This is a genomic window from Rhizobium brockwellii, assembly GCF_000769405.2.
GTDB classification, from domain to species: Bacteria; Pseudomonadota; Alphaproteobacteria; order Rhizobiales; family Rhizobiaceae; genus Rhizobium; species Rhizobium brockwellii.
Genome location: NZ_CP053440.1, coordinates 800,752 through 818,734, shown reverse-complemented (window position 1 = coordinate 818,734; position 17,983 = coordinate 800,752). Strand labels below are relative to the sequence as shown.

The window sequence follows — 17,983 nt, the reverse complement described above, 5'->3', positions numbered from 1 at the left end:
ATGAAAACCTACAAGATCGCCCTTCTGCCCGGAGACGGCATCGGCCGCGACGTGACGGCAGCAGCCTGGGCCGTGCTCGAAAAGACGGCTGCAGCAAATGGATTTTCTCTTGATGCAACCAGCTATCCCTGGTCCTGCGATTACTATCTGGAGAACGGCAGCATGATGCCCGCCGATGGCATCGAAACGCTCAGGTCCTTCGACGCCATCCTGCTCGGCGCCGTCGGCTGGCCTCGTAAAGTGCCGGATTCAGTGTCGCTGCATGGGCTTTTGCTGCCGATCCGCAAGGCTTTCGTGCAATATGCCAATATCCGCCCGCACCGGCTGCTGCCGGGTGTGCAGGGGCCGTTAAGGGCTGCCGGCTTCGACATACTCTGCATTCGGGAAAATACCGAAGGCGAATATTCCGGCGCCGGTGGCCGCGTCCACCAGGGCACCGATAATGAAGTGGCGGTCGAGACCTCGATTTTCACCCGCACGGGGGTCGAGCGCATCCTGCGTTTCGGCTTTGAGCAAGCGCGTGCGCGCAGCGGCAAGCTTGCCTCGGTGACGAAGTCCAACGCCCAGAAATATTCGATGGTCTTCTGGGACGAGATCACCCAGAGGCTTTCCGCCGAATATCCTGATGTCGAGGTGACCAGCTACCATATCGACGCCATGGCCGCCCGCATGGTCATGGCGCCTGATAGTCTCGACGTCGTGGTCGCTTCCAACCTGTTCGGCGATATTCTGACCGACCTCGGCGCCGCCATCCAGGGCGGGCTCGGCTTTGCAGCCTCCGCCAATATCAATCCCGATCGCTCGGCGCCATCGATGTTCGAACCGGTCCACGGCTCCGCGCCCGATATCGCTCATCTCGGCATCGCCAATCCGATCGCCGCCATCTGGTCGGGCGCGATGATGTTGGAGCATTTGGGAGAAAAGGCTGCTGCCGCAAGGGTGATGGCATCAATCGAGGCGACGACGGCACGCGGCATCGGCGCAATTCCCGGCAAGGACAAGACCGACGCGATCACGGCATCCGTGCTTTCGGCACTCGGCTGATCAATGGAGAACAGAATGAACGGATTAAGGGATAGCAGCCTGCTTCGCGAGCTGGGGCTGATAGACGGAGAATGGCGCCGGGCTGAAGCTGGGCGCACGATCGAGGTGATCGACCCGGCGACGCAGCATGTGCTGGGCACGGTGCCTGACATGGACGGAGCCGATACGAGGACGGCGATCGCCGCGGCGGAAAAGGCCTTCGGTCCATGGCGCGCAAAGACCAATGCCGAGCGCGGCGCATTGCTGGAAGCCTGGCATGATCTGATGCTCGACAATATCGAGGATCTGGCGCTGATCCTCACCCGAGAGCAGGGCAAGCCACTGACGGAAGCGCGCGGCGAAATCCGCTACGGCGCCTCGTTCATCAAGTGGTTCTCCGAGGAGGCGCGCCGTATCGGCGGGACGACCATTCCCTCTCCAACGACGGACCGACGGATCGTCGTTCTGAAGGAGCCTGTCGGCGTGTCGGCGATCATCACGCCGTGGAATTTTCCGAATGCGATGATCACCCGCAAGGTCGGGCCGGCGCTCGCCGCAGGCTGTACGGTCGTCGTCAAACCATCGGACCTCACCCCTTATTCGGCGCTGGCGCTCGGCGTTTTGGCGGAGCGCGCCGGCATCCCCAAGGGCGTGATCAATATCGTCACCGGCATGCCGGCTGGCATCGGTGACGAACTGATGGCGAACCAAACCGTCCGCAAGATCTCTTTCACCGGATCGACCCGCGTCGGCTCGCTGCTGATGCGCGGCGCGGCCGACAGCGTCAAGCGGCTCAGCCTCGAACTCGGCGGCAACGCGCCCTTCATCGTCTTCGACGACGCCGATCTCGATCTTGCCGTGGAAGGCGCAATCGCATCGAAATTCCGCAATGGCGGACAGACCTGCGTCTGCGCGAACCGGCTTCTCGTCCAGTCCGGCGTCTACGAGGCCTTTGCCGCCAAACTTTCCGCGCGCGTATCGGCCATGAAGGTCGGGGCCGGCACGGATGCCGGCACAGATATCGGACCGATGATCAACAAGGCGGCGATCGAGAAGATCAAGCGCCATGTCGACGATGCGGTGGAAAAGGGAGCGACGATCCTCGCCACCGCGGGTTCCGTGCCTGAAGGCAATCAATATGCGGTGCCGATGGTGCTCGGCGGCGCCACGACCGAGATGCAGCTTGCCGGCGAAGAGACCTTCGGGCCCGTTGCCCCGCTTTTCCGTTTCGACAACGAGGAAGAGGCGATCCGCATCGCCAACGCCACGCCCTTCGGCCTTGCGGCCTATTTCTACACCGGGAGCCTGAAACGCTCCTGGCGTGTCGCCGAAGCGCTCGAATTCGGGATGGTCGGCCTGAACACAGGGGCGATCTCGACCGAGGTCGCTCCGTTCGGCGGCGTCAAACAATCCGGTCTTGGCCGGGAGGGCGCGCAGTGTGGCATCGAGGAATATCTCGAAATGAAGAGCTTCCACATCGGTGGGCTCTGATGACCGGCAGGACGATAAAGGGCGCCGGGACATCATCCCGGCGCTGGATGATCGGAGCGAAGGTCGATGCTCCCGCTGGCGTAACTCCGACACGTCGTTTCGAATACTCCGCAGCCTTTGGCGGATGCCTGCGAAAATTGCGGAGCCTAAACAACATTTCTTTGACGCTGCTTTGACGGCAGGGTGCTACGGCCGGTTTGCGAAGTTACGCAGAGGGATTTCAACCGGTTATGCTTCAGTTCGATCATCGCCATAGCGCAGATTTACATTTCGCAATCCCGGTTTCCCTTCCCGGTTGCTTGCCAGACGTCGAAGTTGTGGCAGACTGGCCCCTGGATGCTAGGTTTTCCGGCCGCCAAACGAGCGTATCGGAGGCAACGGGGGCGGGGCCGGTGGATCGCATGAACAAGGAGCACGATCCGTTTCGGATGTTCCTGCTCGGGCCTTTTGCCCTTGTGGACGCTGGGGGGCGGTCGGTTACTCCGAAATCCAAGAAGGCACAGGCTCTTCTGGCGATGCTTGCATTGTCCGCCCGGGGCTCGCGCTCGAGGATCTGGCTTCGGGACAAGTTGTGGAGTGATCGCTCCGACGACCAGGCGGCAGCCAGTCTGCGCCAGGCCCTTTTGGACATTCATAAGACTCTGGGGCCTGCACGTGATCTCTTGATTGCGGATAAGAATACCGTTTGGCTGGATATGGACCGACTCGTTCTTGATACCGAACTGGTGGTTCGGACAAAGCGGTCCGCGGATCAAATCACCGACGAGTTGCTCGAAGGTATAGACATCCGCGATCCAGAATTCGAGGACTGGTTAACGCTTGAACGGCAGAACTGGTATAGCCGGGTCAATGTAGGACAAGTCCACGACGTCTTCGAGCCGCGACAGCAGCCGAGCCGCGATATTGCCAAGCATTCCGCCCTGCTACCTCTGACGGGTGCCCCGGACGTGCCAAGACAAGGCAAACCCGCGGAAATCGCCAGCAGCAACCCATATCGGCGGCCGGCAGACGGTGACTGGCAATGGGTCATGGTCCTTCAGCCCCCTATCGTGGTGGGTGTTGGAGAGGGCGGACAAATTGCTGCGACACGCTTCCAGAATCTCATTGCAAAAGCCATCACCGATGGGCTGGCCATTGGCGTCAGCGACCTCTCCTTCACCTTGCCAGATATTGAAGAGAGCGAACAGCGGATCAGCCTTCCGATTTGCCTACAGCTTCGCCTCACGTTTGACGGTGACATGGTGATGATCGAACTGGTGATGAAGCACCTGATCAATAACCGTATTCATTGGCTAAGCAGTCAGGCGATCAACCGCACGCAGTTCGAGCGAGGCGAGTTCGGCACCGCCGCTGCGCTGATCAGCCAGGCCGTCGATCAGCTGACCTATTTCCTGGAGACCCAGGCAAACGACAGTCGATTGTCGCAAGACGGCCTCCTGATCGACGCCGTCAATGCGATCTTTCGGCTGTCGCGTAGCGATCTGGATAATGCGGAGCGGCGCCTGGAAGAACAGATCCAGCATCAGCCGCGGTCATCGACTTTTGCCTGGCTGTCATTCATCCGGACTTTCCAGGTTGGCCAACGTTTCAACGCGCTTGACGCGCATCTGATCGAGGAAGCTCAGGCATATGCGCGCAAGGCGCTGGAACTCGATCCGCAGAATTCCGTGTCGCTCGCGCTCGTCGGCCACGTCCATTCGTTCCTGTTCGGCGAATACGACTATGCGGCCAACCTGTTCGAAAAATCGATCCGCCTGAACCCGGCCCTGCCGCTCAGCTGGGATCTCTATGCGATGCTGCACTGCTATGCAGGCCAGCCCGACAAGGCGGTGGCCATGGCGCGTTGGGTACAAGAGCTCGGCGTCTACAGCCCGCATAAATATTACTTCGATACGACCAAATGCATTGCGGCAGCGCTTGCGGGCGATCATGCCGCAGCCATAGCTGCAGGCGAAGAAGCCCTGCGGGCACGGCCGAACTTCAACAGTCTGCTGCGCTATCTTACCTCCAGTCACGCCCATTCCAACAATCTCGGCGGCGCGCGGCATTACCTGCAGCGTCTTGAGGCGGTCGAGGGCGGCTTCTCCATCAACGCCTTCCGCGGCAGCGGCTATCCGCTGCTCGACACAGGCGGCGGCCAGATCTTGATCGACGGCCTGCTCAAGGCCGGCGCCAAGCTGCGCTGAACTCCGGACAGATCTTCACATCATCGCGCAAGGAGGCTCCAATGGAAGCGGACACCACTGAGGAATCGCAATCCAAAATTGTTTTATTTCTAAACAGTTATAAATTCAGGATTGAACCGGATACGGTCCTTCCATGCGAACCCAGGGACGATGCCGGTGCTGATCCTCTCGCCGGTGCATCACCGGCTGCACCTGATGCAGCCTCCGAAGTTGTGCTTTTCCTCGGCACGGATGACGATGGATCGCCCCTGCCCGGGCCTATGATGGCGACGATGGCCGTAGCCTCGGTCCTCAACAAGAGCGTCGCAAACAAGTCGGTGCTCAACAAGGCGTCGCTGAACAAAAACAAGAACAAAAATAAGAATAAGAACAAGAACAAGTCGACGATGGACGGCGGCAGCCTCGGCGTGTCGCAGCTTATCCCCGCCTTCGAGCTGCGCAGGCTGCACCAGCAGCCGTCACGCAACGCCTATACCGCGGCGCGGCGCTTCACCTGGGAAAAGCTGGATATACTGCCGCCGCCAGGCCCCGATTATACCCGCCTCGAAACGACGGTGATGCTCTCCATGCAACGCCGCGACCGCGAACGCGTGCGGCGCCTGCCCGATATCCAAATCGAGTCGACGATCTCCGTGGGGGAATTCACCCGCGCATTGCATATCGAGGATCTCGGCGGTTTCGAGCAGACGGAAGGCCTTTTCCAGGCAATCCTGACGGCCTGCGAATATGTCGGACTGATCTACAAGAGCCAGTTCAACCGGCTGCGGCCAAACCAGTTCGAGCCCATGCTCCGGCCGTTGCTGGCCGTGCCGGTCCACGAGTCCTATCCCAGCAACCATTCGTTCCAGTGCTTTTCGATCGCCTTTGCGTTCTCGACGATCCTGCCGGAACATCCCGCTACCGACGAGCTTGCCCGCATCGCCCAGAACGTCGCCGAAAATCGCGAATGGGCTGGTCTCCACTATCCGAGCGATACGCAGGCAGGGCGAGATCTCGCCCGGCGTTTCGCGCCCTACCTCCACGACGCGTTCGGTCCTCTGTTCCAGGCCGTACACGACGAATGGGTCTGAATTCTCCAGCTGCTGCTCAACAGGGTTACAACCATGACGGATCAAACACAAATGCCTGAGCCCGCACCGATCAACTACTATTATCTCTGGCACCTGACTGCCCTTGGCGTGGTCGACGCGGAATACGGATCAGTTCCGGCGGCGCCACCAGCACTTGATGCTAGCGCCGCACGCGCGCTCCCCGATCCCCTCATCACCGGCACGGTCTGGGATGCCATCGCTTCCGCCGGCCCGTTGCGACCCGCCCGGGTTGCGTTGATCGATGTCGGCGTATCTCCGGATCATCCCAATCTGGCAACCCGGCTTGACCGGGAGGCGTCAATCGATTTGACGACCCATCGCTACGGCGCGCGCGTGCTCGAAATTCTCGATACGACCACGTCCTTCGACGGCGAAGAAAGGCATGCCTTCTTTGCCGGGCTCGACATCGCTCCGCTCGGCAATATCGGCCTTTCGAACGACGACCGGGACTATCTCAGTGATCTGGTTGCCGAATACGCCGCGTCGGAAGGGGTACTCCGGCGGCTCTACAATCCGGAATCCCTTTTTGCGTCGCATGGCACCTGCTGCGCAGGGCTGATCGTCGGCGAACCCGCCGTTGTTGCGGAAGAAGGCACCCCAAGCCTTCCGCCGGAAGGAGCCTTCTATGGGAACGGCGACGAGCTGCGCACGAGCGGCAATCGCAATGTCATCCCCTATTTCGGCGTAGATCCTTTCTCAAAGCTCATCTCGATCAGAACGTCCTTCGAAGACGATGTCCGGCAGTTCATTGCGGCCTTTCTTTATGCCTATCATCAAAAGGCGGACGTAATCGTCATGCCGCGCGGTCTGCCGGACCCGAAACGCAGCATCGTCGATCCGAAGAATGAGCTGAAGGCCGACCTGGAAATATGGAAAAACCAGGATGTCGCCAATCTGTTCACACGCATTGCCGTTGCTGACCAGGGTGGGCCTGAACTGGAGCCGAAGGCTGCGCAGAAAGGTTCCAATCCGGATCGCCCGTGGCATATCCTCAAACAGCTCATCCTCGCCATCAGCCGGCACATTCCGATCGTCTGCGCGGCGGGAAACAGTGGCGAGAGCCAGTTGATCTATCCGGCAAGTCTTGCCGCCGACGACAACGGCATCATTGCAGTCGGGGCCGTTACCGTCGAAGGCTTCCGTTCGGGCTACAGCAATTACGGCGAAGGATTGACGGTAGTCTCCCCCTCTGACGACGGGGAGATCTTCAACAGGCATCAGTTGCGCCTCGACCGGCTTTCTCCCTTTGCCGCGCAGCACGACTACAGCGCTTTTCGAACGCGGGAATACTACTATTCGCACTTCTCGCTGCTGACGACGGACCTGCCGGGGATTTTCGGCTATAATCTTGGTTCCGATCCCTGGTCGGCCATCGTGCCGTTCGGAACCAATCCGGGCATCGGGGGCGGGTACTACACCCCCTTCGGGGGCACATCAGGCGCGTCGGCGCAGGTGGGGGGGTTATGCGCCCTGATACAGCGGGCCTACAAAAGCCGCCACAATCCCGGTGACCGCCTCTCGGGGCCCCACGTCAAGTCCATTCTCAAGGCCGCGTCCCGACTGGACGCTATTGTCGTACCCGGAACGAGGAAACTGACGGCGGATTGCATGAATGCAGAAAGCGAGGACGCTCTCGACGCGGCCTATTTCTTCGGGTCGGGCCTGCCGAATGCGCGGGCGGCGGTCCAGGCGGCTCTGGCGATCTGACTGCCGCGGCTGCGTTATCCAGAATTCCAAGCCTCCTCGATCGAGGAGGCTTTTTCATTGTTTACGTCATTTTTACGGATTTTTAACGCCAAACTGGCGGGCGAATGACGCCCTTGGGGAATAGTGCCTCTCAACCGACGACGAGCAACGTTCCGATGCCGGACGAAGCCGTCCCGAACTCAGGCATTTTTGCCCGAGATGCAACCTTGATCCGCCCGAAGACAAACTCACGGAGGCTGCCATGTCCGCGTCCCGCATACAACAGTTGGCAGATGAGGCGCGCCTCCTGCTCAAGCGCAATCCCCTGATGGCAAGTTCCGTCTCCCTGCAGCGCGTGGCAACACGCAACCTTTTGAAGCGACGCTTCGAATATGGCCGCACGCTTGCGGCGGCTTCGAAGCTCGCCGGTTGTTCGGCTGGGGTAGAGGCACTGTCAGGTTATTTCCCCGACCTTGCAGATGGCGGATACACTCGTCTGCCGGAGCTTCCGCCAGCGGTTGCCGGACCGGTCGGCGCCGACCCTTACCGTTCATCCGTACTTGCAGCCTGGATGGGTGCGCTCGCGCGCAGTCTGGAATGGCAGGCAGCCCGCCCCGATGTGCAGGTCGTCGGCCGCTATCTGCAGCCGGATCTGATCGCATCGGATCTTGAACTCGAACGTCAGACAGCGTGCCGGCTCTCTTGCGGCATCGGCCTCGTGCACATCGAAAGTCCGGCGCGAAGCCGTATCATGCAAGCCCTCCTCCGCCGATGCATGCCGGACTACCCCCGGCCCGGCTATTCGATCACCGACGATGCGGAATTGGATCGACTCGCCGACCATCTGGAGAAGGCCTTCGCATTGATCGCGGACTTGGACGAGTATGGCCATCAGCGTCTGATCGCCGGCCTGCATACGCTTTACGTTGGCGTGCGGCGCGAACCGCAGTGCTCCTTTTCGAGTTCGAACGAATTGCCGGGCAGCGCGCTCATCGTCCTTTCCAGAGAGAGATTGCGCGCCGGCGATCATGCCGCGACAGCCGCCCAACTGCTTCATGAGGCGGGGAATATCCTGCTCGGGTTCTATACGACCTCGGCGGCGGCATCCCTGCCCGGTGAGTTCCAATATGTTTCCCCATACAAGAAGGACCTACAGACGCTCGAGAGCATCCTGCATATGGCCTACACCATTCCCTGGGAGTGCGCCTTGCGCATGGCATGCCTATCCACCGAGGCGGATCCTCAGCGACGCGCCCGGAAAGCGGCATTCATAATCGCCTATGCCGCGCGGCAAGTCCCGCTTATCGACATCGCTCGGAAAGGGATCGAACGTCTCGGCGGCGATGTCCTCCTCGACCTCCCAGACATCGCCGCCATTCCTTCCTGGAGCAGTCGGATCTTGTTCCTCGTCGGCCAGTTGCTTGCCGAAGAACCCATTGCGCACCGGCAGGCGCATCTTGCCGAGCGCCAGCGCGTTCTCGATCGCCAAGCCTGGGATATCGGACAGATGCTGCTGCGCGGCAAGGAGCCGATCGATCCTCGGATGGGCCGGCGAGAGATCGATCACAGCGGCGACAATGTCAGCCTGTGGTACGACGGCAAATTCCACGTGATTGTGAAGACCCCCGACTATGCGATGGGCGAGGACTACGGTCACTACGCCGCGACGATCCGCGGAGTTGCGCCCAGCGAGATGGAGGCGATGTGATGGTCAATTATCGGTCCAAGCGATTATCGGCGGCCGCCAGCGAGTCCGTCGACTTCCCGAACCTCGTCACCCACAGCCTGGGGCGGGGCGGCCGGGGGGCTCTGTTCACCGGCAATAGTGCCGATTCTGTCGAGGAACAGAGTCCCCATGCTACCAGGCCTGCATTCGTCGTCTCGTTGAAGGCTCTCGATATGCCGGCGGAGGACGAATACGACTCCGCCGCAGTCGATCATCACGACGCCTTCCTGGCGCCTCTTTGCCCTTGGCAACGCGACATTGCACTGTTTGGCGAAATCGACTTCGTCATCATCGGATGCGGCGGCTTGGGCTCACAGATCGCCATACAGCTCGCGGCCCTCGGCGCGCGTCATTTCCTTCTCGTGGATGCGGATCGTATCGATGAGAACGACTTGAACCATCTCCCATGGGCAAGCGAGGCTGATCTCGGCTGGCTGAAGACGGACAGGCTGGCGACCCATCTGGCCGCGGGTTTCTCGGCCACTGTCTTCGCGCTGCCGGAATTTGCGGAAGGCGCCTCGGCGCTACGGTTAATCGCAAACTACGCTAATAACCCGTTCTTCATCCTCGCCGGCGGCGATTCTCGTCCAGCCCAAGATCTCCTGTCAGCCTGTCGAGCATTGGAAGCTGGCCTGCCGCCTCATCTGCATGTGGGCCGCTCTGCAAACTATTGCATGGCAGGCCCTTTGGCCTTGGTGCATGAGGACGCATGTTCCGTCTGCCATTGCGCTACCCAAGTCACAACCGACGACTTACGCGCGCCGCCGGCGACCGTCGACAGCCCATTGGTCGCCGGCCTTGCCGTGTCGCAGATCGCCCAAAAGTGCCTTTCGAGACACTCGGTCGCCGGGGGACGCCAATGGATATTGGACCTCAAAGGCGACAAGGCCAAGCTGCTCTCCCTCCAAACACCCCGAATGTAGGGCATGTCCATGATCGCACTATTTTCCTCGGGATATTGTTGCTCCGTTGGCGCAACTGCCGGAAAGAACGATGAGCTGACGATAACCGAAGCTCTTGGTGATCCACTGATCGCCATGGTGATGCGCGCGGATGGCGTGACCTCCGAAGAATTCAATCGGCTCCTTGAGGCGGCAGCCCGCGAGCTAAAAGCCAAGCTTGCTTCCCACCAACGGGAAGAAAGACGACGTGATTGTCGAAACGACACGGAAGATGGTTGACGAGCATGTGTGGCCAATCCCGGTCCGAAACCATGGCCCGGCATTGGCACTGGCCGTCCCGCGGAGTTCAGGGGGCAATGAGATTCGATATGTTCAAAAGTTTCCCAACGATAATTCTGGTTTTTGCGGAAGGGAAAGATCGCAAGGTGATCCATACCGCTCGCGAGGCTGCCCAACTGTTGCTGAAGGAATGGCCCACCGACGATGGTGAGGAATTTCTCACGGCGGTGAGAATCTGTTTGGAGGTCCTTACCGGAGAGAGCGAGCCGGAGAAATTGCATGAGGCAATCGTCCGCGCCGCATATGAGGCGGGTATTGCAGCGATCACGACTGATAACAGCCTTGGGATTTTCAGGATCTATCCCGTCAGCGAGGCGAGGTAGTTGACCGCCGCGCAGGCGCTCATCGCAATCCTGCCCCCATCGAGCCGCTTCGGCTGCAATCGGACTGATCCGGCCCGTTACTGGAAGCGATCGAGCGTCTTGTAATAGAGCCCGACGAGCGGCAGGAACCACGGTTTTCCGAAATGGCCGGGGACGGCCGGCCAGTCGAGCCCCTTGATCGGGTTACGGTCAGCTTTGCCGAGGATGGCGTCGGCCATGATCAAGCCGAGGTGGGTGGAGAGCTGGGCGCCGTGGCCGGAATAGCCCATGGCATACCAGACACCATCGACATAGCCGGCACGCGGATAGCGATCCTTGGTCATGTCGACGAGGCCGCCCCAGCAATAGTCGATCTCGACGCCGGCAAGCTGGGGGAAGATTTCAGCCAGGCTGGCGCGGAGAATGTCGCCGCTCCTTGCGTCCGATCGTTGATCGGACGTGGCGGAAAACCGGGCGCGACCGCCGAAGATCAGCCGCTTGTCCGGCGATAGCCGGAAATAATTACCGATGTTCATCGACGTCACGCAGGTGCGGTTACCCGGCATCGTAGCGGCGATTTCGGCGTCGGTCAGCGGACGGGTGGCAATCAGGAAGCTGCCGACGGAAATGATCCGGCGGCGGAAATAGTTAAAGAGCGAGGGCGTATAGGCGCCTGTCGCGACCAGCACATGGTCTGCGGTGACAGTGCCTCGTGCCGTCGTCAGGCTGTGGCGACTATTGCCCTGCCGGTGGGCGGTCACGGCCGCCTTTTCGAAGATGACGGCGCCATGACGCACGGTTGCAGTGGCGAGCCCGGCGACATAACGGCCCATATGCATCATCGCGCTTTTCTTCGAGAGCATGGCGCCATGGAAGGGCGATCCGACCTCGCTTTTCAGGTCACCCGCCGTCAGAAGTGCCGTGTCCGGATCGACCTCTCTATGAACGGCCTCGAAATTGCGGGCAATCGCGTCGAAATGCTGCGGCTTGGAGGCAAGCTTCAGCTTTCCGGCGCGGCGGAAATTGCAGTCGATTCCCTCTTCGGCAATGATCGCCTCGATCGTATCGATGGAATCGTCGAACGCCTTGTAGAGGGCGACGGCCCGCTCCACGCCGAGTGCTGATTTGGCGGACAGGAAACTGTGGGCGAGCCCGTTGTTGAGATGTCCGCCATTGCGCCCCGATGCCCCCCAGCCGACCCTTTCGGCCTCCAGCACCACGACCTTGACGCCGGCCTTTGCAAGCTGGCGCGCCGCGGCAAGCCCGGTGAAGCCGGCGCCGATGACGGCGACGTCATAATGTCCTTCGACGGCGCCTTGAGCGCCGCCGGCAAAGGCCGGTGCCGTGTCGTGCCAGTAGGATTCGAACTGCATCCGCCTCTCTCCGTCAGAGCCCGACGACGCCAGGCAGGCCCGAGATGTCAGGAATTTCGACATAACCGTAATAAGGGTTGGCCGGCTCGTGGCCGCGATTGACCCAAACCTTGTTCTTGATGCCGAGGTCGTGGGCAGACATCAGGTCATAGCGGAAGGAGGACGAGCAATGCAGCACGTCTTCCGGCCCGCAGCCCAGCATATCGAGCATATATTCGAAGCCCTTGAAGCGTGGCTTGTAGGACTGCGCCTGCTCGGCGGTATAAACCGCATGGAAGGGCGCGCCCAGTTTTTCGACGTTCGACATGATCTGCGAATTCATGGCGTTGGAGAGGATGACCAAAGGGATTTCCTTGGCGACCTTGGCGAGACCGGCCGGGACATCCGAATGCGGCCCCCAGGTCGGAACGCGCTCATAGACCATCCGGGCGGCTTCGTCGCGAAAGGTCACGCCGTTGCGCTTGCATGTCCGCTCGAGCGAATTGTGCACCACCTCGGCATAGGGTTTCCAGTCGCCCATGATCTCGTCGAGGCGATAGGCAGCGAAATTCTTGATGAACTCCGCCATGCGTGGCTCGTCGAGCTCTTCGCCGTAGAGGTCGCGCGCCGCTTCCGCCATCTGAAAGTTGGTCAGCGTGCCGTAGCAGTCGAAGGTGATGTATTTCGGACGGAACGTCGTCATTTGAGTATCCTTGAGCAATCGGAACTGGGGACGTGTCACAATCATAGGCACCGCTTCACCCACAGCTCGCCTGAATTGGCGGCATCGGAAGCAGAATCTATCGTATCGAAAGCGGGGTTTGGCAGAAGGTTGCGCGCTTGCCCGCAGTTAACGGTCGGCGGAGTGACGACATCAATCGCCGTCGTGATCGTGATCGTGATCGTGATCGTGATGGGACGGAAGGTCGAGGCCGAAGGTGTTGACGAGATCGGCCACCTGCGCCGGGCTGAGGAAACGGGGATTGAGGTTGCGCAACAGCAGATAGAGCTTCGCCGTTTCCTCCAGTTCCTCGGTCGCAAAGACCGCCGCTTCCAGGCTGTCGCCGGCAACAACAGGTCCATGATTGGCCAGAAGCACTGACGAATACTTGCCCGCCAGTCCGCGGATCGCGTCGGCTACCGCCGGATCGCCGGGACGATAATAGGGCACCAGCGCGGTTTCGCCGGCGCGCATCAGATAATACGGCGTCATCGGCGGCAGGGCGGCGCGCGGATCGATCTCCGGCAGCATGGTCAGTGCCACCGCGTGGGTGGAGTGAAGATGGACGATGGCGCGGGCACTGCCGCGCGTATCATAGAGGGCAGTGTGTAGCGGGATCTCCTTGGTCGGCTTGTCGCCGGACAGGAGCCTGCCTTCGGCATCGAGCCTGGAGATCCGAGCCGGGTCGAGAAAGCCGAGCGAGGCGTTGGTCGGTGTGACCAGCCAGCCGCCATCCTCCAGCCGTAGCGATATGTTGCCCGACGAACCAGGCGTCAGCCCGCGCTCGAACAGCGAGCGACCGTATCGGCAAATTTGCTCACGCAGGCGCGCGTCGGACATGACAGTTCCTCCAATATTACGCGGTTGCCCCTTCGATCAGCTCAAAGCCGAGATCGACGGCCTGCGGCGGCGCATTTGTGACGACCAACTGCGCGGCCATCTGTCCCGTCGCCACGCGCGGCGTTCGGATGGTCGACAGCGGTTGCGGTGTTGCCCGGCCGATATCAAGGCCGTTATAGCCGAAAATGGCGAGCTTCGAGGGGATCGCGATCCCCTCGGCCAGACAGTGAAAATAGCCGCCCAGCGCCATATCGTCGTTGGAGAAATAAACCGCATCGAGATCGCTTGTCCGGGCAAGCAGCCGCTCCAGCCCCAACCTGCCATTTTCCACAGACGAGGCGCCTGCGAGAATTTCGCGAGCGACGAGCGGAACGTCATGCGCATCGAGCGTTTCGCAAAAGCTGGAAAACCGCTTGCCGGCACGGGTATCGCGGTTCAGGTCGTGACCGACATAGCCGATCCGGCGATAACCCCGTTTGAGCAGGAAGGCAGCGCTCTCCCGCCCGGCCGCGCGGTTCGAGAAGCCGACCGCGATATCGAGAGCATCACCGTCGAGATCGAGCAGTTCGACGATCCGACACCCGCTGGCGCGCAGCATCTTCACCGTGCCCTTCGTATGCTCGTATCCCGCCAGCATGACCGCCGCCGGTCGCCAGGCAAGCATCGCGGCGGCGAGCGCTTCCTCCTTGCCCGGATCATAATCGGTCACGGAGAATACCGCTTGATACCGGTTTTCCTCCAGAACGGCGCTGGCGCCGCGCAGCACATCGGGAAAGACGATGTTGGACAGCGAGGGAATGACGAAGGCGACAAGACGCGAACCAGTGGAGGCCAGTGTTCCCGCGATCCGGTTCGGCACATAGCCCAGCCGCTCGACGGCGGCCATCACCCGCTCGCGAGTCTTGCCGGAAAACGAACCGTGGTTGCGCAGCACGCGAGACACCGTGCTCTCGCCAACTCCGGCCGCTTCCGCGACCTCGGCAAGCGTTACCGTTGGTTGATGTTTGAATTCCATCGTTACGTTTGACCCAGCTTGCGGCGTGGTTGCCCGGCCGCTCGCTATCACCTTTTTCATCGCTCCCGCCAAGAAGCAAGGCTTTTTTGGCAGCGCTACCATTTTACGTTGGCAACGCTGCCAAAATGCTTTAACGAATGTGGCAGCGCCAAAATTGACTGACATGCCCCCTTCCCTCTGAAATGATAGCCGGGAGGGGCGCAGATCATTCCTCACAAGACTGGAGAACCTCCTCATGCCACCGCTTGCTGAAAACTCGGGCTCGGCCGTTGCCGCAGCCGTCATCGGTCTTGGCTCCATGGGGCTTGGAATGGCCCGGTCGATGAAGCGCGCCGGTCTCGACGTCGTTGGATATGACATCACGCCGGCGGCAGTGGACCGCTTCGTCGCCGATGGCGGACGTGGCGCGGCGACCCCTGCCGCTGCGGCAAAGGACGCCGACATTGTCGTCTCCGTGGTCGTCAACGGCGCGCAGACCGAGGCCGTGCTGTTCGGGGCCGAAGGCGTCGCATGTGCGATGAAGCCCGGCGCCGTCTTCATCTCGTCGGCCACCATGGATCCCGCCGTCGCGCGCGATCTGGCACAGCGGACGGAGGCCCTCGGCCTGCATTATCTCGACGCGCCGATTTCGGGCGGCGCGGCCAAGGCGGCGCGTGGCGAACTGACGATCATGGCTTCCGGCTCCAGACAGGCCTTCGACACCGCGCGTCCGGGTCTCGACGCCATGGCCGGCAAGGTCTACGAGCTCGGCGACGAGGCCGGAAAAGGTGCTGCCTTCAAGATGATCAACCAGCTTCTCGCCGGGGTGCACATCGCGGCCGCCTGTGAGGCCATAACCCTTGCCGCCAAGCAGGGCCTCGACCTCGACAAGGTCTATGAGGTGATCACCGCTTCGGCCGGCAATTCCTGGATGTTCGAAAACCGCGTGCCGCATGTGCTGGCCGGAGACTATACTCCGCTCAGCAGCATCGAAATTTTCGTCAAGGATCTCGGTATCGTCCAAGACATGGCCCGCTCCGAGCGTTACCCGGTACCGCTCGCGGCGGCAGCCTTGCAGATGTACCTGGCCGCCTCCGGGGCGGGCATGGGCCGTGACGACGATTCCTCGCTGGCGCGGCTCTACGCCAAGCTTTCCGGCGCTGAATTGCCCAGCGCCACCAAAGAGCCGTAGAGCCTGTAAAAGGAACGCTAGACATGCCGGTTTTCGCCGCCAACCTGACGATGATGTTCAACGAATGGGCGTTCCTCGACCGCTTCGACGCCGCAGCCGATGCCGGTTTTGCCGCCGTCGAATACCTCTTTCCCTATGAAGCCACGCCCGAGGCAATCGCCGAACGGCTTGCCCGCAACAATCTGCAGCAGGCCTTGTTCAACCTGCCGCCGGGCGACTGGGCAGCAGGCGAGCGTGGCATCGCGGCTCTTCCCGGACGGTTCGATGCGCTGAAAGCGGATGTCGAGCGGGCACTGGACTATGCGGCGGCGACGGGCGTCAGACGGTTGCACCTGATGGCAGGCATCGCCGACCGTCATGACGAAGACGCCGTCTCCTGTTACCGGCGCTCCGTCACCTATGTTGCCGGGCGGCTTGTGGAAAAGGGCATCGATCTTCTGCTCGAACCGATCAACGGGCGCAACATGCCAGGATATTTCCTCAACGACTTCGGCGTGGCCGAGCGGCTGATTGCCGAATGCGGTCTACCGAACCTGAAGCTGCAGTTCGACATCTATCACCGACAGATCATCCATGGCGACGTCACTATGGCGTTGCGACGTCTGCTGCCGATCACCGGCCATATCCAGATCGCCAGCGTGCCGTCACGCAATGAGCCTGATGGAGAGGAACTGAACTATGCCTATCTGTTCGGCGAAATCGACCGCCTGGGTTATGACGGTTTCATCGGCTGCGAATACATCCCGCGCGGCCACACATTGGACGGTCTTGGCTGGTTCAAACCTTTTGCACGGGGCTAGACGATGGCTATTTTGCTCGGATCAATCGCTGACGACTATACGGGCGCGTCCGACCTCGCCAACACGCTGACGAAGAACGGTCTGCGCACGGTGCAGACGGTCGGCATCCCCGACCCGTCGCTGGCACTACCGGATGTCGACGCCGTCGTCGTTTCCCTGAAGATCCGATCCGTCCCGGCCTCGGACGCCATCGCGGCCGCGGCGAGCGCTGAGCGATGGCTGCGCCAGCGGGGTGCCGGCCATGTACTTTACAAGATCTGCTCGACCTTCGATTCTACCGATGCCGGCAATATCGGTCCGGTCACCGAGGCCTTGAGCGAGGCGGCCGGCGGCGGCGTCGTGCTGGTGACACCAGCCTTTCCGGAAACGGGACGCACCGTCTATCTTGGCCATCTCTTCGTCGGCGGACAGCCGCTGAACGAAAGCCCGCTCAGGGACCACCCCCTCAATCCGATGCATGACGCCAATCTCGTGCGGGTTCTCACCCGACAGTCGCGCAACGCTGTCGGACTGATCGATCTCACGACCATCGCGGCCGGACCCGGCGCCGTCAAGGCGAGGCTTGACGCCCTCAGCACGGCAGGCATCACTGCTGTTATCGCCGATGCAATTTTCGAACGCGATCTTGAAACGCTCGGCGAGGTCGCGTTGGAAACACCGGTATCGACAGGTGCGTCCGGCCTCGGCCTCGGCCTTGCCCGCGCGCTCGTCCGCTCCGGTCGGAAATCCTCCGGCGCTGCAACGACGGCGGACGCCATTCGCCCGGTGGGCGGGCTTTCCGCGATCGTTGCCGGCAGTTGCTCCAAGGCGACGCTCCACCAGCTCGACATCGCCGAACGGTCGATGCCCGTCCTACGGCTCGACCCGGAGCGGCTGCTTGCAGGTCCCCAGGAGATCGCCGCGGCGATCTCCTGGGCCGGAGACCGCATCTCCGCCGGCCCCGTCGTCATCGCCGCGAGTGCTGCGCCTGAAACCGTGTCCCGGCTGCAATCGCTCCATGGACGAGAGGCCTCCGGCCACGCAATCGAGACCGCGACGTCGATCATCACAGCCGAACTGGTGGAGAGAGGCGTGCGCCGCCTTGTGGTCGCAGGCGGCGAAACCTCGGGCGCGGCGGTCGACAGGCTCGCCATTCCGGCATTTCTGATCGGCCCGGAGATTGCGCCCGGTGTGCCGGTGCTGCGCACGGTCGGCAATGCGCAGGGCGATATGCTTCTGGCGTTGAAATCAGGAAACTTCGGAGGCGAGGATTTCTTTACGGCAGCGCTGGCGATGATGCACTGACAGGGCCTGGATCCGAGGAATATCGATCGGTTCTAGCATAAGATGCGGCGCCCC

The 17,983-nt window shown here is 61.4% G+C and carries 16 protein-coding genes; 12 read left to right on the top strand and 4 right to left on the bottom strand.

Annotated features, from left to right (window positions below; genetic code table 11):
• From RLCC275e_RS27435 to RLCC275e_RS27395, 9 genes are all read left to right on the top strand, one after another.
• The gene (locus RLCC275e_RS27435) at positions 1-1,044 is read left to right on the top strand and encodes a tartrate dehydrogenase (RefSeq protein WP_033183353.1); all 1,044 of its coding nucleotides are present in this window, start codon (positions 1-3) and stop codon (positions 1,042-1,044) included.
• Between the two features lie 15 nt (positions 1,045-1,059).
• On the top strand, positions 1,060-2,514 hold the full coding sequence (locus RLCC275e_RS27430; RefSeq protein ID WP_033183354.1) for an NAD-dependent succinate-semialdehyde dehydrogenase: 1,455 nt from the start codon (positions 1,060-1,062) through the stop codon (positions 2,512-2,514).
• A gap of 230 nt (positions 2,515-2,744) precedes the next feature.
• Positions 2,745-4,700 carry an SARP family transcriptional regulator gene (locus RLCC275e_RS27425; protein ID WP_033183355.1) on the top strand — a complete coding sequence of 652 codons (1,956 nt, stop codon included), beginning with the start codon at positions 2,745-2,747 and terminating at the stop codon, positions 4,698-4,700.
• A 41-nt stretch (positions 4,701-4,741) separates the two neighbouring features.
• Positions 4,742-5,770, top strand: a complete 1,029-nt coding sequence (locus RLCC275e_RS27420) for a phosphatase PAP2 family protein (protein ID WP_033183356.1) — start codon at positions 4,742-4,744, stop codon at positions 5,768-5,770.
• Positions 5,771-5,803: 33 nt separating this feature from the next.
• Positions 5,804-7,498, top strand: a complete 1,695-nt coding sequence (locus RLCC275e_RS27415) for a S8 family serine peptidase (RefSeq protein WP_033183357.1) — start codon at positions 5,804-5,806, stop codon at positions 7,496-7,498.
• Positions 7,499-7,739: 241 nt separating this feature from the next.
• The gene (locus tag RLCC275e_RS27410) at positions 7,740-9,185 is read left to right on the top strand and encodes an aKG-HExxH-type peptide beta-hydroxylase (protein ID WP_033183358.1); all 1,446 of its coding nucleotides are present in this window, start codon (positions 7,740-7,742) and stop codon (positions 9,183-9,185) included.
• Positions 9,182-10,126, top strand: a complete 945-nt coding sequence (locus RLCC275e_RS27405) for a ThiF family adenylyltransferase (protein WP_033183359.1) — start codon at positions 9,182-9,184, stop codon at positions 10,124-10,126. The genes RLCC275e_RS27410 and RLCC275e_RS27405 overlap by 4 nt, the downstream gene beginning before the upstream one ends.
• Positions 10,127-10,135: 9 nt before the next feature.
• Positions 10,136-10,384: a hypothetical protein gene (locus tag RLCC275e_RS27400; RefSeq protein ID WP_082229841.1), complete on the top strand. Its 249-nt coding sequence runs from the start codon at positions 10,136-10,138 to the stop codon at positions 10,382-10,384.
• A gap of 77 nt (positions 10,385-10,461) precedes the next feature.
• Positions 10,462-10,767 carry a DUF982 domain-containing protein gene (locus RLCC275e_RS27395; protein ID WP_033183504.1) on the top strand — a complete coding sequence of 102 codons (306 nt, stop codon included), beginning with the start codon at positions 10,462-10,464 and terminating at the stop codon, positions 10,765-10,767.
• A 77-nt stretch (positions 10,768-10,844) separates the two neighbouring features.
• Here the strand turns inward: RLCC275e_RS27395 and RLCC275e_RS27390 are convergent, their stop codons facing one another.
• From RLCC275e_RS27390 to RLCC275e_RS27375, 4 genes are all read right to left on the bottom strand, one after another.
• Positions 10,845-12,119 (bottom strand): NAD(P)/FAD-dependent oxidoreductase, encoded by a 1,275-nt coding sequence (locus tag RLCC275e_RS27390; RefSeq protein ID WP_033183360.1) that lies wholly within the window; start codon positions 12,117-12,119, stop codon positions 10,845-10,847.
• Between the two features lie 13 nt (positions 12,120-12,132).
• Positions 12,133-12,801 carry a haloacid dehalogenase type II gene (locus tag RLCC275e_RS27385; protein ID WP_003562909.1) on the bottom strand — a complete coding sequence of 223 codons (669 nt, stop codon included), beginning with the start codon at positions 12,799-12,801 and terminating at the stop codon, positions 12,133-12,135.
• Between the two features lie 171 nt (positions 12,802-12,972).
• Positions 12,973-13,659: a 3-oxo-tetronate 4-phosphate decarboxylase gene (otnC, locus tag RLCC275e_RS27380; protein WP_033183361.1), complete on the bottom strand. Its 687-nt coding sequence runs from the start codon at positions 13,657-13,659 to the stop codon at positions 12,973-12,975.
• 16 nt (positions 13,660-13,675) lie between these two features.
• Positions 13,676-14,674, bottom strand: a complete 999-nt coding sequence (locus RLCC275e_RS27375; RefSeq protein WP_033183362.1) for a LacI family DNA-binding transcriptional regulator — start codon at positions 14,672-14,674, stop codon at positions 13,676-13,678.
• 235 nt (positions 14,675-14,909) lie between these two features.
• Here RLCC275e_RS27375 and ltnD point away from each other — a divergent pair, with 235 nt between their 5' ends.
• From ltnD to otnK, 3 genes are read left to right on the top strand one after another with little or no spacing between them, the layout of a single operon-like run.
• Entirely contained in the window at positions 14,910-15,845 is a 936-nt protein-coding gene (gene ltnD / locus RLCC275e_RS27370; protein ID WP_033183363.1) for an L-threonate dehydrogenase, read from the top strand.
• Positions 15,846-15,868: 23 nt separating this feature from the next.
• Complete coding sequence (otnI, locus tag RLCC275e_RS27365) at positions 15,869-16,645, top strand: 2-oxo-tetronate isomerase (RefSeq protein ID WP_033183364.1); 777 nt, start codon at positions 15,869-15,871, stop codon at positions 16,643-16,645.
• Between the two features lie 3 nt (positions 16,646-16,648).
• Positions 16,649-17,929, top strand: a complete 1,281-nt coding sequence (otnK, locus tag RLCC275e_RS27360; RefSeq protein WP_033183365.1) for a 3-oxo-tetronate kinase — start codon at positions 16,649-16,651, stop codon at positions 17,927-17,929.
• Positions 17,930-17,983 lie beyond the last annotated feature (54 nt).

Coding starts and splice junctions, on each gene's coding strand:
- RLCC275e_RS27435 (WP_033183353.1), top strand. CDS start 1: ATGAAAACCTACAAGATCGCCCTTCTGCCCGGAGACGGCATCGGCCGC.
- RLCC275e_RS27430 (WP_033183354.1), top strand. CDS start 1,060: ATGAACGGATTAAGGGATAGCAGCCTGCTTCGCGAGCTGGGGCTGATA.
- RLCC275e_RS27425 (WP_033183355.1), top strand. CDS start 2,745: ATGCTTCAGTTCGATCATCGCCATAGCGCAGATTTACATTTCGCAATC.
- RLCC275e_RS27420 (WP_033183356.1), top strand. CDS start 4,742: ATGGAAGCGGACACCACTGAGGAATCGCAATCCAAAATTGTTTTATTT.
- RLCC275e_RS27415 (WP_033183357.1), top strand. CDS start 5,804: ATGACGGATCAAACACAAATGCCTGAGCCCGCACCGATCAACTACTAT.
- RLCC275e_RS27410 (WP_033183358.1), top strand. CDS start 7,740: ATGTCCGCGTCCCGCATACAACAGTTGGCAGATGAGGCGCGCCTCCTG.
- RLCC275e_RS27400 (WP_082229841.1), top strand. CDS start 10,136: ATGATCGCACTATTTTCCTCGGGATATTGTTGCTCCGTTGGCGCAACT.
- RLCC275e_RS27395 (WP_033183504.1), top strand. CDS start 10,462: ATGAGATTCGATATGTTCAAAAGTTTCCCAACGATAATTCTGGTTTTT.
- RLCC275e_RS27390 (WP_033183360.1), bottom strand. CDS start 12,119: ATGCAGTTCGAATCCTACTGGCACGACACGGCACCGGCCTTTGCCGGC.
- RLCC275e_RS27385 (WP_003562909.1), bottom strand. CDS start 12,801: ATGACGACGTTCCGTCCGAAATACATCACCTTCGACTGCTACGGCACG.
- otnC (WP_033183361.1), bottom strand. CDS start 13,659: ATGTCCGACGCGCGCCTGCGTGAGCAAATTTGCCGATACGGTCGCTCG.
- RLCC275e_RS27375 (WP_033183362.1), bottom strand. CDS start 14,674: ATGGAATTCAAACATCAACCAACGGTAACGCTTGCCGAGGTCGCGGAA.
- ltnD (WP_033183363.1), top strand. CDS start 14,910: ATGCCACCGCTTGCTGAAAACTCGGGCTCGGCCGTTGCCGCAGCCGTC.
- otnI (WP_033183364.1), top strand. CDS start 15,869: ATGCCGGTTTTCGCCGCCAACCTGACGATGATGTTCAACGAATGGGCG.
- otnK (WP_033183365.1), top strand. CDS start 16,649: ATGGCTATTTTGCTCGGATCAATCGCTGACGACTATACGGGCGCGTCC.